General features: G+C 70.4%; 13 protein-coding genes and 1 pseudogene. 11 read left to right on the top strand and 3 right to left on the bottom strand.

Features of this window, described 5'->3' with window-relative positions:
• From ABS64_RS11855 to yaaA, 4 genes and pseudogenes are all read left to right on the top strand, one after another.
• Window positions 1-98 (top strand): annotated as a pseudogene (locus ABS64_RS11855) (F0F1 ATP synthase subunit gamma); the annotation flags it as partial.
• A 24-nt stretch (window positions 99-122) separates the two neighbouring features.
• Complete coding sequence (gene atpD / locus ABS64_RS11850) at window positions 123-1,577, top strand: F0F1 ATP synthase subunit beta (protein WP_292683749.1); 1,455 nt, start codon at window positions 123-125, stop codon at window positions 1,575-1,577.
• A 1-nt stretch (window position 1,578) separates the two neighbouring features.
• A complete protein-coding gene (locus tag ABS64_RS11845) occupies window positions 1,579-1,839 on the top strand; it encodes a F0F1 ATP synthase subunit epsilon (protein ID WP_005048643.1) in 261 nt (86 codons plus the stop codon).
• Window positions 1,840-1,934: 95 nt separating this feature from the next.
• Entirely contained in the window at window positions 1,935-2,684 is a 750-nt protein-coding gene (gene yaaA / locus ABS64_RS11840) for a peroxide stress protein YaaA (RefSeq protein WP_292683747.1), read from the top strand.
• On the opposite strand, the gene ABS64_RS11835 is transcribed toward yaaA, so the two are convergent.
• Complete coding sequence (locus ABS64_RS11835; RefSeq protein WP_061682833.1) at window positions 2,685-3,146, bottom strand: DUF4282 domain-containing protein; 462 nt, start codon at window positions 3,144-3,146, stop codon at window positions 2,685-2,687.
• Window positions 3,147-3,324: 178 nt separating this feature from the next.
• Here ABS64_RS11835 and ABS64_RS11830 point away from each other — a divergent pair, with 178 nt between their 5' ends.
• The 3 genes from ABS64_RS11830 to ABS64_RS11820 all read left to right on the top strand — a co-directional run bounded on the left by ABS64_RS11830 (window position 3,325) and on the right by ABS64_RS11820 (window position 7,822).
• Window positions 3,325-4,020 carry a large exoprotein gene (locus ABS64_RS11830; RefSeq protein ID WP_292683745.1) on the top strand — a complete coding sequence of 232 codons (696 nt, stop codon included), beginning with the start codon at window positions 3,325-3,327 and terminating at the stop codon, window positions 4,018-4,020.
• A gap of 187 nt (window positions 4,021-4,207) precedes the next feature.
• Entirely contained in the window at window positions 4,208-4,996 is a 789-nt protein-coding gene (locus tag ABS64_RS11825; protein WP_121190600.1) for a protein phosphatase 2C domain-containing protein, read from the top strand.
• A gap of 66 nt (window positions 4,997-5,062) precedes the next feature.
• Window positions 5,063-7,822, top strand: coding sequence for an FtsK/SpoIIIE domain-containing protein (locus tag ABS64_RS11820; RefSeq protein WP_292683743.1), 2,760 nt, complete (start codon window positions 5,063-5,065; stop codon window positions 7,820-7,822).
• Between the two features lie 60 nt (window positions 7,823-7,882).
• Here ABS64_RS11820 and ABS64_RS11815 read toward each other — a convergent pair whose 3' ends face one another.
• Window positions 7,883-8,908, bottom strand: a complete 1,026-nt coding sequence (locus ABS64_RS11815) for an asparaginase (protein ID WP_292683742.1) — start codon at window positions 8,906-8,908, stop codon at window positions 7,883-7,885.
• Between the two features lie 64 nt (window positions 8,909-8,972).
• Here ABS64_RS11815 and ABS64_RS11810 point away from each other — a divergent pair, with 64 nt between their 5' ends.
• Window positions 8,973-9,764, top strand: coding sequence for an MBL fold metallo-hydrolase (locus tag ABS64_RS11810; RefSeq protein WP_292683739.1), 792 nt, complete (start codon window positions 8,973-8,975; stop codon window positions 9,762-9,764).
• Window positions 9,761-10,273 carry an OsmC family protein gene (locus ABS64_RS11805; RefSeq protein ID WP_061682827.1) on the top strand — a complete coding sequence of 171 codons (513 nt, stop codon included), beginning with the start codon at window positions 9,761-9,763 and terminating at the stop codon, window positions 10,271-10,273. The genes ABS64_RS11810 and ABS64_RS11805 overlap by 4 nt, the downstream gene beginning before the upstream one ends.
• Here ABS64_RS11805 and ABS64_RS11800 read toward each other — a convergent pair.
• A complete protein-coding gene (locus ABS64_RS11800; protein WP_005048664.1) occupies window positions 10,242-11,072 on the bottom strand; it encodes a lysophospholipid acyltransferase family protein in 831 nt (276 codons plus the stop codon). The two genes, ABS64_RS11805 and ABS64_RS11800, sit on opposite strands and share 32 nt — an antisense overlap.
• An 84-nt stretch (window positions 11,073-11,156) precedes the next feature.
• Between ABS64_RS11800 and ABS64_RS11795 the strand changes: the two genes are divergently transcribed.
• Window positions 11,157-12,113, top strand: coding sequence for an FKBP-type peptidyl-prolyl cis-trans isomerase (locus ABS64_RS11795; protein ID WP_292683737.1), 957 nt, complete (start codon window positions 11,157-11,159; stop codon window positions 12,111-12,113).
• Window positions 12,114-12,136: 23 nt separating this feature from the next.
• Window positions 12,137-13,219, top strand: coding sequence for a 1-deoxy-D-xylulose-5-phosphate reductoisomerase (locus ABS64_RS11790; RefSeq protein WP_292683735.1), 1,083 nt, complete (start codon window positions 12,137-12,139; stop codon window positions 13,217-13,219).
• Window positions 13,220-13,297: the final 78 nt, after the last annotated feature.

The following is a 13,297-nucleotide window of genomic DNA, read 5'->3' as shown; positions in this document are numbered from 1 at the left end:
ACTACACCCGCCTGCGCAACAACGCGCGTCAGGCCGAGATCACTCAGCAGATCGCCGAGATCGTCGGCGGCGCCGACGCGCTGGCGTCCGGCAAGTAACGACCACACCGAAAGAGACAGACAATGACTGCCACCGCCACCGCCGAAAAGGCCGAGACGACGGTCGTCGGGCGCGTTGCACGCGTCACCGGCCCGGTCGTCGACATCGAGTTCCCGCACGATGCGATCCCCGACATCTACAACGCGCTGAAGACGACGATCACGATCGGCGACGAGTCGACCGAGATCACGCTCGAGGTCGCACAGCACCTCGGCGACGATCTGGTGCGCGCCATCTCGCTCAAGCCCACCGACGGCATGGTCCGCGGTCAGGAAGTGCGCGACACCGGCGGCCCCATCACGGTTCCCGTCGGCGACGTCACCAAGGGCAAGGTCTTCAACGTCACCGGTGACGTGCTGAACGCCGCCCCCGGTGAGACCATCGAGGTCACCGAGCGCTGGGGCATCCACCGCCAGGCGCCGAACTTCGACCAGCTCGAGTCGAAGACCGAGATGTTCGAGACCGGCATCAAGTCCATCGACCTGCTCACCCCTTACGTCCAGGGTGGAAAGATCGGCCTGTTCGGCGGCGCCGGCGTCGGCAAGACCGTCCTGATCCAGGAGATGATCCAGCGCGTCGCTCAGGACCACGGCGGCGTGTCGGTGTTCGCCGGCGTCGGTGAGCGCACCCGTGAGGGCAACGACCTGATCGGCGAGATGGAGGAGGCGGGAGTCTTCGACAAGACGGCCCTCGTCTTCGGCCAGATGGACGAGCCGCCGGGGACGCGTCTGCGTGTCGCTCTGTCGGCCCTCACGATGGCGGAGTACTTCCGCGACGTGCAGAAGCAGGACGTGCTGCTGTTCATCGACAACATCTTCCGCTTCACCCAGGCCGGCTCGGAGGTCTCGACGCTGCTCGGCCGTATGCCGTCCGCCGTGGGTTACCAGCCCAACCTGGCCGATGAGATGGGTGTGCTCCAGGAGCGCATCACCTCGACCCGCGGTCACTCGATCACCTCGCTGCAGGCGATCTACGTCCCGGCCGACGACTACACCGACCCGGCCCCGGCGACGACGTTCGCCCACCTCGACGCAACGACCGAGCTTTCGCGCGAGATCGCGTCGAAGGGTCTGTACCCCGCCATCGACCCGCTGACGTCGACCAGCCGGATCCTCGACCCCCGTTACATCGGTGAGGACCACTACCGCGTGGCCACGGCCGTGAAGCAGATCCTCCAGAAGAACAAGGAACTGCAGGAGATCATCGCCATCCTGGGTGTCGACGAGCTCTCCGAAGAGGACAAGATCGTCGTGTCGCGCGCACGCCGCATTCAGCAGTTCCTCTCGCAGAACACCTACATGGCGAAGAAGTTCACCGGTGTGGAAGGCTCCACGGTTCCGATCAAGGAGACCATCGAGTCGTTCGACGCCATCGTCAAGGGCGACTTCGACCACGTCGCCGAGCAGGCCTTCTTCAACGTCGGTGGCATCTCCGACGTCGAGGAGAAGTGGGCGAAGATCCAGAAGGAGAACAGCTGACATGGCGCTGACCGTCACCCTCGTCTCCGCGGAGGAGGAGGTCTGGCACGGTGAGGCGAACCTCGTCGTCGCCAAGACCGTCGAGGGCGAGATCGGCTTCATGACCGGCCACGAGCCCGTTCTCGCGATCCTCGCCGAAGGGCAGGTGCGCATCACGCAGTCCGACGGCACGAAGGTCGTCGCTCGTGCGCAGGACGGCTTTCTCTCGATGGAAGGCAATGAGCTGACCATCGTGGCCGGTCACGCCGCTCTCGAGTCCTGATCGCCCGCTGAGTACCGCCAGCAACCACTCCCCGCTCGAGAACGCATCGTTTCTCGGGCGGGGAGTGGTTTTCGTTGTGCGCGAGGAGACCACCCATGCTGATCCTGTTGCCGCCGTCGGAGACCAAGCGTCCCGGCGGGCGTGAGCGAGCTCTCGACATCGGCGCGCTCGCGCTCCCCGAGCTGCGCGCGGCGCGCGACGCGGCGGTGGACGCGCTCGTCGCATTGAGTGGCGACGAAGAGCACGCTGCGCGCGTGCTGAAGCTGTCTCCGCGCCAGCGCCCGGACATCGCCCACAACGCCACGCTGCGCACCGCCCCGACGTTGCCCGCGGTCGACCGGTACACGGGAGTGCTCTTCGATGCGCTGGATGCCGCCACCTTGGACGCGGCGTCGCGGCGTTGGCTGGGCGCTCACGTGCTCATCCACTCCGCACCCTTCGGGCCGGTCGGCGCTCTCGACGCCATCCCGACCTATCGGCTCGCCGCCGGAACGGCGCTTCCCGGCATCCCGCCCCTGCGACGACACTGGGCGGGTGAGGTCACCGAGGCTTTACGTGCCGCCGCGCCCTCGTTCATCCTGGATCTGCGCTCCGAGGCCTACGTCGACCTCGGCCCCGTTCCCGCGGAGGTGGATTCGGCCTACCTGCGGGTGGTGACGATCGGTGAGGATGGCGTGACGCGCGCGCTCAACCACTTCAACAAGCACGGCAAAGGCGCCGTGGTCAGACGGCTCGCGCAGACCCGCCCGCGCATCGCGACGCGCAAGGCGCTGATGGCGTGGGCCGACACGGCCGGGGTAGCTTTGCGCGACGGTGCGTCGGGAGAGATCGACCTCGTCGTCTGATCAGTCGTGTTCCGTGTTGGCGGCGGTCCGCTCGGTGTTCTCGGCGATGGCTACGAGGGCGACCCCGGACTCGATGATGAAGCGCAGCACGACGACGGCGAGGAACGCGACGACGGGAACGACGATCAACGTCGACAGGATGAGCGCGATGCCACCGCCCACGTTCCACCACAGCGAACCGATGCCGGAGATGAGGCCCCACAGGAACGTCGCGATGAAGGCGATGCCGATCGCGACGAGGCCCACGAGATAGAAGACGCTTGCCAATCTGCGAGTGATGAACCGCGTGAACGACAGGTCGAACAGGGCGGAGAGGAAGCCGCGACCGATGTCGTCGAGGTCGCCGACCAGCCGTGGAACCCCCGTGTCGTCGACACCGGCGATGCCCGCCCCGGATGCCGTGTCGCGCGACACCTCCTCTGCGGGACGTTCCGGCAACGGCGGCAGTGTGGGCTCGGTCATCGGTGGATCCTTCCGGCGCGGGCGGGGGTGGCCCCAGGGTAGCGCTCCGGCCGACGCGCGATGCGACGAAACGCTCCGCGGGATCCCTCGCGCCCGTGGCTCCACTACCAATACGATGTGAGCCGGAGCCGGCCACGGTGGTCGCGCTCGACGGCGAGAATCGCCGGGGGAGGTACTCATGGATGATTACTCGGGCGGGAGCGCTGCGGCCGCCGCAGCTGCCCTGATCGTGTTTGCGTTCTTCATCTTCATCTTCGCGGTGATCGGCTACGTGATCAGTGCGTTCTTCCTGATGAAGATCTTCGACAAGGCGGGAGTCCAGGGCAAGTGGCGCGCCTGGGTGCCGATCTACAACTTCATGGTGTTCGCCAAGCTCGGCGACGTCAGCCCGTGGGTCATGCTGGGCGCCATCCTGGTGTCCGGTGTGCTGAACCAGGTCCCGGTTCTCGGGTGGATCATCGCGCTGCTCCCGGTCGCTGTGGGTGCACTGGCCGCGTGGCGAGTGGGCCTGAAGCTGCAGAAGGAGACCCCCTGGGTCATCCTCTATGTGCTGCTCGGCCTGGTCTGGCTCGGCATCCTCGCCTTCGACAAGTCGCGCTGGAACACGAACGTGCCGCCCGCGCCGTGGGCGGCGAACGGCTTCCTCGCCGATCGCACCGTCTGGCAGGGCGTTCCCGTCCAGACGTCGGCGGCGCCCGGAGGCTACACGCCTCCGGCGGGCTACCAGCCTCCGGCGCCTCCGGCGGGCTACCAGCCGCCGGCGCCTCCGGCCGGATACCAGCCGCCCGCGCCGCCCGCGGCCACCGAGCCGCCGGCGGCCCCTGAGTCGCCGACCACGGAGCAGCCCAGCGCTCCGGAGCCGCCGCGCTCCTGAGCGGCATCGACCGTCCTCGCCCGCCCGGGTGCACTGACAGCGCACCCGGGCGGGCGCGCGTGGCGGTCGGGTGGCCTGATGCTCGACCTGCTCCTTCGAGGCGTCCGCCGGTGCCGCAGCGGACTCCGCCCCGGCTGCGCCGCCTGTCGGCGGGGTGCAGACCCGCCCCGTCCACTAGAGTGGGACTGTGCCCGAAGCCGCGACTCACTCGCGCACCCTCCCGCTCGCGGATGGTGCGATCGAACTGCAGTGGGCGGAGCTGACCCACACGGGGCGTCGGCGTGAGGTCAACCAGGACGCCGTCCTCGCACGCTACCCGCTGTTCGTGGTCGCCGACGGGATGGGCGGCCACATCGGTGGTGAGATCGCCAGCAGCAGCACGATCGCACGCCTGGAGTCGATGGTCGGCAAGGGCGAGGTCAGCCCTAAGAACATCGAGAAGGCGCTCTCCAAGGCGGTCGGGGACATCGCTTCGCACCCCGAAGCCACCGATGACGGCACCGGGACGACGGTGACCGGGGTCTACCTCGACACGTCTACCGCCGAACCCACGTGGGTGACTCTCAACATCGGCGATTCGCGGGTCTATCTCTTCCGCGACGGTGGCCTTGCCCAGGTCACGACCGATCATTCCGTCGTCCAAGAGCTCATCGCTGCGGGACGCCTCAGCCCTGAAGAGGCCGAGAACCACCCGTACGGAAACGTGATCACGCGCGCCGTCGGTCCCTCCGACGGCGTCGCGCCCGACTACGTGCGACTCGAGGTCGTCGACGGCGATCGTTTCGTGATCTGCAGCGATGGCCTCACGAAAGAGCTGACGGACTACGGCATCCTGCACTTCCTCCTGCAGCACGACGATCCGGCCGCCGCGGCGGCGGACATGCTCGACGCCGCGCTGGAGAACGGCGGTCGCGACAACATCACGATCATCGTCCTGAACGTGCACCGCACCGGCTCCTCCCCAACGGTCGACTGACGTCCGTCGTGCACCGGTCTACCCGGTGCGCGTCGCACCGGGTCGCCGCCCCGCTTGACTGCCGGCATGACCGATGTCGACGATCTCGACGACGAGCCGCTCCGCCTGCCGCCCGCTCCGACGCCGCCGGCGCGGGCACCGCTGCCGATCCTGACCGCCATCGTTCCCGTCGTCGGTGCGCTGGTGCTCTGGCGCATCACGGGGTCGGTTCATTCCCTCTGGTTCGCCGCGCTCGGACCGCTCGTCGCGGTGGCGTCCTTCGTCGACGGGCTGCGGACGGCCCGGCGTGCCCGACGGCGTGCCCGGCGTGAGGACCTCCGTGCGCTGGCGCACCTGGAGGATGCGGTCGCTCGGCGGCACGAGGCGGAGCGGCGCAGCGCGTGGCAGCGTACCCCCGACGTGGCCACGCTGTGCGCCGACGAGGCAGAGGTGTGGCGCTCGGTGCCCGGACGTGACGAGGCGCTGGTGGTCGGTCGCGGGGAGGGGGTGAGCAGTCTGCGGATGGAGGGCGAGCCCGCCGACGACGCCGCGCGCGCGTTGCGACGGCGGGCCCGGCGCCTGGAGGACGCGCCCGTGACCGTGCCTCTGCATGCGGGGCTCGCCGTGCGTGGCCCCGCGACACAGGCCACGGCGGTCGTCCGGGCGCTCGTGATGCAGATCTGCCTCGCACGTGCTCCCGGTCGGGTCCGGATCCCCGACCCCGAGGCCGTGGGGGCGATCCTGGGCGACGTGTCGCCTCTCCCGCACGCGTTCGCGAGTGCCGGGGATGCCCTGGTGCTCGCCGACGGCGCGGCTCGCCTCGCCTCGGAAGCCGATATCCCGATCGTCGTCCTGGCCGACGACGCCCCGCCGCCGACGCGCTGTCGCGCCGTCCTGACTCTCCACGGTGGTGATGAGGCCGTCCTTGACCACGAGGGCTCCACGCGTTCGGTGCGCATCGAGGCGTTGTCGGAGCCGCAGGCATCCGAGGTGGCGGCCATGCTCTCGGAGCGAGCTCGCGAGCTCGGTCACCGCGGTGACGCTCCCGTCGCATTCGAGGAGCTCGTCGACGATCGCTCCGGCGCGGGACTGACCGCCGCCATCGGCGTGAGCGCGGGAGAGGTCGTCACGGTCGACCTCGTGGCCGACGGGCCGCACGCGGTCGTGGTGGGCACGACCGGCTCCGGCAAGAGCGAGCTGCTCGTCACCTGGGCGGCCGGCCTGTGTCGCGGACGACACATCGGTGAGGTCTGCCTGCTGCTCATCGACTTCAAGGGTGGCCGCTCCTTCGACGCCCTCGCGGCGCTCCCGCACGTCGCCGGGATCGTGACCGACCTGGATGACCGCGCGGCGGTGCGTGCGGTGGAGAGCCTGCGGGCCGAGATCCGGCGTCGAGAACGCGTTCTCGCCGAGCACGGTGCTCGTGATGTGGAAGAGGCCGCGGGAGCGCTGCCGCGGCTCGTCGTGATCGTCGACGAGTTCGCCGCGCTGGTGGCCGCGCACCCCGAGATGCACGAGCTGTTCTCGGACGTCGCGGCGCGTGGCCGGGCACTCGGCATCCACGCGATCCTGGCATCCCAGCGCGCAGCCGGAGCGTTCCGCGATGGGCTGCTGGCCAATGCGCCGCTGCGGATCGCACTGCGCACCCTCGACGCCGCAGACTCGCGCGCCGTGATCGGGCTCGATGACGCCGTGCGGCTGCCCGGCCGCGCCGAGGCACGGGGGACGGCGCTCCTGCGGCGTGCGGCTGACGTCGATCCACAGCGCGTGCGGATGGCGCGATGCTCCCCGGTCGCGCTCGCGGCGATCAGCGATTCCGCAGGAAGCGACCGCGCGACGGCGCCGTGGCTGCCCCCGCTTCCTCCCGTCGTGGAGCTGGATCGGGTCGCGGTGACCGGTCGCATCGCGCTGGGGCTCTCGGACGAACCGGAGCATCAGCGGCAGGCGCCCGTGCTCCTGCCCCTGGCGGCGACGGCGCTGGCGGTGATCGGCGCGCCGGGAAGCGGACGCTCCTCGTTGCTGCGCGCGATCGCCCGTCAGCTGCCGCAGCCCCCGACGTGGGTGTCCGACGACCCCGAGGCGGCATGGGATGCCGTGGGCGCCGCCGTCGGCCGGCGCGACGGGGCGGGCGTGGTGGTCGACGACGTCGACGCGCTGCTGGCGCGCTATCCCGCGGAGTACGCGGCGGAGATGGTGGTGCGCATCGAGCGGCTCGTGCGGGACGCAGGACAGAGCGGAGGCCTCGTCGTGCTCTCCGCGGCGAGATGTGCGGGGCCGCTCGTCCGTCTGTTGGAGCTGATCCCACATCGCGCCATCCTGCCGCTGGCGACGCGCGCCGACCATGTGGCGGCCGGGGGCGACGGATCCGACCACGTCCGCGACCAGCCCCCCGGGCGGGGGCGCTGGGGACGCGTGCTGGTGCAGTTCATCCGTGACGACGCACCCACGACACCGACGGTGGTCGGCTCCCCGCCGCCGACCTGGACTCCCGGTGAGGCCGACACGGCCGGTCTCGTGGTCGCTCACGGTTTCGCCCGTGACGGCCTGCATCGCGCGAGCGCGGCACGCGATGTTCCGATCATCAGTGTCGATGAGGCGGCCACCCGCGGCGCCCCGTCTCCGCGGACGCTCGTGGTCGGCACGCCGGAGGAGTGGCTTGCCCAGTGGAAGCTCCTGGGCGAACTTCGCATGCGTCACGAGTTCGTCGTCGCCGCCGAGTGCAGCGCAGAATATCGCGCGCTCACCGGGCGACGAGATCTTCCCGTCTACGCCGCTGCACGTGCCGACCGTGCCTGGCGCCTCGTGCCGGGCGGTGCCGCACAGCGCGTGCTGCTGCCCTGGTCGTGACCAGCCGAGGAGGAGGAGACGCCGGGCCGCGACAACGCCGGAACGCCCGAACGAGTCGAATCAGACGGTGGGGCGGATGCGTCCCACCTCGCGGCCTCCGCCGGTGATCTCCAGCGGCAGCTGGTCGAGCGTCGCGACGACGTCCGCCGACGACAGAGCGCCCACGCGCTCCAGCAGACGGATCGCGACGGCGGTCGCCACCCGGCCGCTGCCGTCCAGCGTCTTGAGTGCGACCGTGGCGCCGTTGGGTGCCGTCATGATCATGATTCCCTCGGCGCCTCCCTTGGCGAACACGCCGAGCCGCTCGATGGCGATGGTGTCCGGCCGCCCGGGTCCGTCGATCGCCCACGGGTTCTCGCGGACCGCGCGCACCAGGGCTCCGGCGAGACGGTGGAGGGCGAAGGGGGAGCGCTCCGAGGCGGTGCCGATCCGATGCGCGGCGCGAGCGAGGGCCGTCAGGCCCATGGCGTACACGGGCGCGCCGCAGCCGTCGATCGCGGTCGTGGAGATCTTCGTCCCCGTGAGGCGTTCGATGACCTCACGGATATGCACCTGCAGCGGATGCTGGGGATCGAGATAGCTGTCGGTGTCCCAGCCGTTCGCGGTGCAGGCCAGCAGCATGGTCGCGTGCTTGCCGGAGCAGTTCATGCGGACGCGCGCCGGCTGTCCGAGCTCGCGGACGAGCTCGTCGCGCGTGGCGGTGTCACCGGGCCACGCCGGCGGGCACTGCAGGTGATCCTCGCCGAGACCGGCTGTCGCAAGGATCTCGCGGACGACGCCGGCGTGTCGGTCGGTGCCGCTGTGGCTGGCGGTGGACAGGGCCAGCTGCTCGCCTTCCAGCGTGACGCCGGCGGTCAGGCAGCCCAGCGCCTGCAACGGCTTCATGCTCGAGCGCGGCAGGATCGGCGTGTCGACGTCACCGAGGCTGAGTTGGATCACACTCTCGGGGTCCAGCACGATCGCCGCTCCCGCATGTCGCGACTCGACGAAGCCACTGCGCTCGACGACGGCGAGTTCCACCGCATCGGCGACCGCGATGGTGCCGGACGGTGCGGAGGGACGGGACACGGTGAGAGGATCTGACACGCAGAAGAGCCTACTTCGCCGCGCACCGCGCAACGGGTCGGCTGGGACCACCGAGGAGATGGGCATGCGCCAGCTGGACGAGGTCGCCGACGGCATCTGGGTCACGACGAGCCGGCGCATGGCCACCACCAGCACCGTCATCGTGGGCGGCGCAGAAGCTCTGCTCGTGGATCCCGCGTGGGACGCCGACGAACTCGACACCCTCGCCGCCGCGCTGCGCGCCCGCAACCTGCACGTGCGCGCGGGCTTTGCGACCCACGCCCATCACGACCATCTGCTGTGGCATCCCGCGTTCGGGGACGTCCCGCGGTGGGCCTCCCGCGCCACGGCTGCGCTCGCCGTCTCGGAGCGCGCGGACCTGGTCGCCGCGCTGGGCGACGACGCACCGCCGTGGCTCGTCGAGCTCATGGGGCGGGTCGACGGGATCGGCGACAGCTTCCCCTCCGACAGCGCGCCGGCCGGTGTGCAGATCGAACCGGTCTTCCATGACGGGCATGCGCCGGGGCACACGGCCCTCTGGCTGCCGGAGCGGCGGGTGCTGATCGCCGGCGACATGCTCAGCGACATCGAACTGCCCCTGCCGTTCTTCCCCGACGACCTGCCGGCGTACCTGGACTCCCTGGACCGCCTCGCGCCTCTCGCGTCCCGCGCCGCCGTCATCGTGCCCGGTCACGGGACGGTGGGCGCGGACGCGCTGGTCCGACTCGACGCCGACCGGCGCTACCTCGACGACATGATCAACCGCGGCCGCTCCGACGATCCGCGTGTCGCGAACCCCGGCATGACCGAGGAGCACGCGCATCTGGCGGAGCTCGCGGCCGCCTACCGCGATACGGATGGCAGACTGGCGAGATGATCGGCGAACACCGCTACGCACTCCACGCCCGCTGGACAGGCAACCGCGGCACCGGAACGAGCGGCTATCGCGATTACGACCGTTCGGTCACGCTGGCCGTCGACGGCAAGCCCGCACTGGATGCCTCGAGCGATCGGCCGTTCCGCGGTGATCCCTCGAAGTGGAACCCGGAGGACATGCTGTTGGCCGCGCTGTCGGAGTGTCATCTGCTGTCCTACCTCCACGCGTGTGTGCAGGCGGGTGTCGTCGTCGTGTCCTACACGGACGACGCGACGGGACGGATGATCGAGGACGGTCGAGGTGGCGGCGCGTTCGCCGAGGTGGTGCTGCGACCGCGGGTCGAGGTGGCCACGGCCGCCATGGTCGCCGCTGCAGAGGCCGCACACGCGCAGGCGCACGAGTGGTGCTTCATCGCGAACTCAGTCAACTTCCCGGTTCGTCACGACGCCATCGTCACGGTGGCCCCGGATGCCGCCCTCAGCGGCGTTCGTGCGGAAGAACCTGCTTGAGGCGTTCGACGGGATTGGATGCCGGGGCCTCGTTGTACGCGTTGGCCAGCTCCTGGCCGGAGAGCGCATGGATCGCGGCCATGATCTCGTCGGTCGCCTGACGGCGGGCGCGCCCGGAGTCGGCGGAGCCGTGATGAGAGAGGTCGAGGGGTTCGCCGAAGCGCACCGTCACCCGCGGGCGCAGGCGGGGAAACTTCGCTCCGACGGGCATGATCTCGTTGGTTCCGACCAACCCCACGGGAATTACGGGTGCGCCGGTCTGCAGCGCGAGGAACGCGACACCGGTGCGGCCTTTGTACAGACGCCCGTCGAGGGAGCGCGTCCCCTCCGGATAGAGCGCGGTCGACCACCCCGCGTCGAGCATCCGTCGCTGCTGCTCGAGAGCATCGAGGGCCGCCTGGCCCGCCCCGCGCTGAACGGGGAATGCGCCGACGGCGTAGAAGAACTGCCGCGAGAACCATCCCTTCAGCCCCGGACCGTCGAAGTAGCTCGACTTGGCGAGGAAGCGCACCGGGCGAGGAGCGGCCATCGGAATGACGAAGGAGTCGATGAACGACAGATGATTGCTGGCGAGGATCACCGCACCTTTGCGGGGGAAGTTCTTGCGCCCCTCGATGCGCGGCCGGTACAGCAGCCGCGCGAGCGGGGCCACGACCCACCGGCCGATGACGTAGGTGGGGCCGATTCCGGTGACGTCATGGGCGCCGTCCGGGGGCTGCAGCTCGCCGGCGGCGTCGGGGGCGGGCTCTGCGGATGTCACCAGTCGAGGGTACTCCCGATCGCATGCCGCGTTGAGCATGGCGCCACGGGCGCGCTCCCAGCGCACGCAGAACAAAGTAGGGGAGGATGGAGCCAATCCGTCTTCCATCTGTGAGGTCCTATCGTGCGCCTGCGCCCGCTCGTCGCTGTTTCCGTCGCCGCCGTGTCCGTCATCCTGCTTGCGGGCTGCTCCGGGTCCACCGGCGCCACCGCGTCGGGGAGCCCGACCGCCGCGCCGGCTGCGGACCTCTGTGGCGCGCAGGTCTCCTCGGGTGCCGCCGCCGACGCGGTGACGGTCAGCGGGGATGCGGGAGTGGCTCCCACCCTGTCGTTCACGGCGCCGATCCAGATCGACACCCTGCAGGCCAAGACCATCGACAAGGGGTCGGGTACGCCCGTGACGGCGGGGCAGTTCATCTCCTACGCCATGACGGCCTACGACGCCGAGACCGGTCAGAAGCTCGGCGACATCGGCTACAAGCCCGGGCAGCTGCTTCCCGCGCAGATCTCGGCATCCAGCCCTCTCGGCCAGGTTCTCGGCTGCGGTGCGCCGGGCGAGCGCGTCGTCGCAACGTTCCCGGCGAGCGAGCAGGGTGCGGCGCAGGTCTACGTCGTCGACCTGCTCGGCATCGTCCCGAGCGCCGCATGGGGCGCCGAGCAGGCACCCGTGGCGGGGATGCCGACGGTGTCGCTGGCCGACAACGGAGCGCCCACGATCACGCTGCCGGGCGGCAACCCGCCCACCGAGACGCAGATCGCCACCCTGAAGAAGGGCGACGGGGCCGCAGTCCAGAGCGGCGACCAGGTGCTGGTGCAGTACACCGGCGTGCGCTGGTCGGACGGCAAGACCTTCGACTCGACCTGGGACAAGGGCGGCGTACCGACGAGCTTCAGCACCACCGGCGTCGTCCCCGGCTTCCGCAAGGCGCTGGAAGGCCAGACCGTGGGTTCCCAGGTGCTCGTGACGATGACCCCGGCCGACGGCTACGGCGAGGGCGAGATCAACGCGAACGACCTGAAGGGCGAGACCCTGGTGTTCGTCGTCGACATCCTGGGCGCGCAGACCTCCGCGGCCCAGTAAGTGCCCGCCGGTAGGCTGGCCGCATGCGGCGCATCCTGATCCTCGGTTCGACCGGTTCCATCGGCACCCAGGCTCTGGATGTGATCCGCGCCCGTCGCGACCAGTTCGAGGTGGTGGGACTCGCCGCCGGAAGTGACGCGGCGGGCGTCGCCGCGCAGGCGGCCGAGTTCCAGGTCGAGCACACGGCGCTCGGCGCCGACGAGGCCGAACAGCTCGTGCGGGATGTGGATGCCGACGTCGTACTCAACGGCATCACCGGATCGGTAGGCCTCGGCCCGACACTGGCCGCGCTCGAAGCCGGACGCACGCTCGCGCTGGCCAACAAGGAGTCGCTCATCGTCGGCGGCGATCTGGTCACCGCCATCGCGGCCCCGGGACAGATCGTCCCGGTCGACTCGGAGCACTCCGCGATCGCGCAGGCCCTGCGCGCCGGCACGAGCGACGAGGTGCGCAGGCTCGTGCTGACCGCCTCGGGCGGCCCCTTCCGCGGTCGCTCCCGCGGCGAACTCGAGGGCGTGACTCCGGCCCAGGCGCTGGCGCACCCGACCTGGGATATGGGTCGGGTGGTCACCACCAACTCGGCGACCTTGGTCAACAAGGGGCTCGAGGTGATCGAAGCCCACCTGCTGTTCGGCGTCGATTACGACCGCATCGACGTCGTCGTTCATCCCCAGTCGATCGTGCACTCGATGGTCGAGTTCATCGACGGATCGACCATCGCGCAGGCATCGCCGCCCGATATACGGCTGCCGATCTCGTTGGGCCTCGACTGGCCCCACCGTGTGGGCGGCGTCGGGGTGCCGCTGGATTGGACCCGGGCGGCCTCGTGGAGCTTCGAGCCTCTCGACGAGGGGGCCTTCCCGGCGGTCGCCCTCGCCAAGCAGGTGGGGCGCGCCGGCGCGACCTACCCCGCCGTGTTCAATGCGGCCAACGAACAGGCGGTCGATGCGTTCCACGCGGGACGCCTGAGCTTTCCCGGCATCCTGGACACGGTCCAGCGCATCGTCGATGCGCACGACGCGCCGCCCGTGCTCTCACGCGGGGCGCTGGTCGACGCGGAGGGCTGGGCCCGCGCCGCCGCCGACGAGGCTATTGCCGCCGGCTGAGGCGAGGCGCCCGCGCGCGCGACGGAGAGGACCGGACCGCCCGCAGAGGATGGGGAGGGCGGTCCGGTCAGCGCCCGA

The sequence above is a fragment of the Microbacterium sp. SCN 69-37 genome, assembly GCF_001724435.1.
Taxonomy (GTDB): domain Bacteria; phylum Actinomycetota; class Actinomycetes; order Actinomycetales; family Microbacteriaceae; genus Microbacterium; species Microbacterium laevaniformans.
Note: the sequence above shows the minus strand (reverse complement) of the source record. Positions and strands in the feature narration are given on the sequence as shown.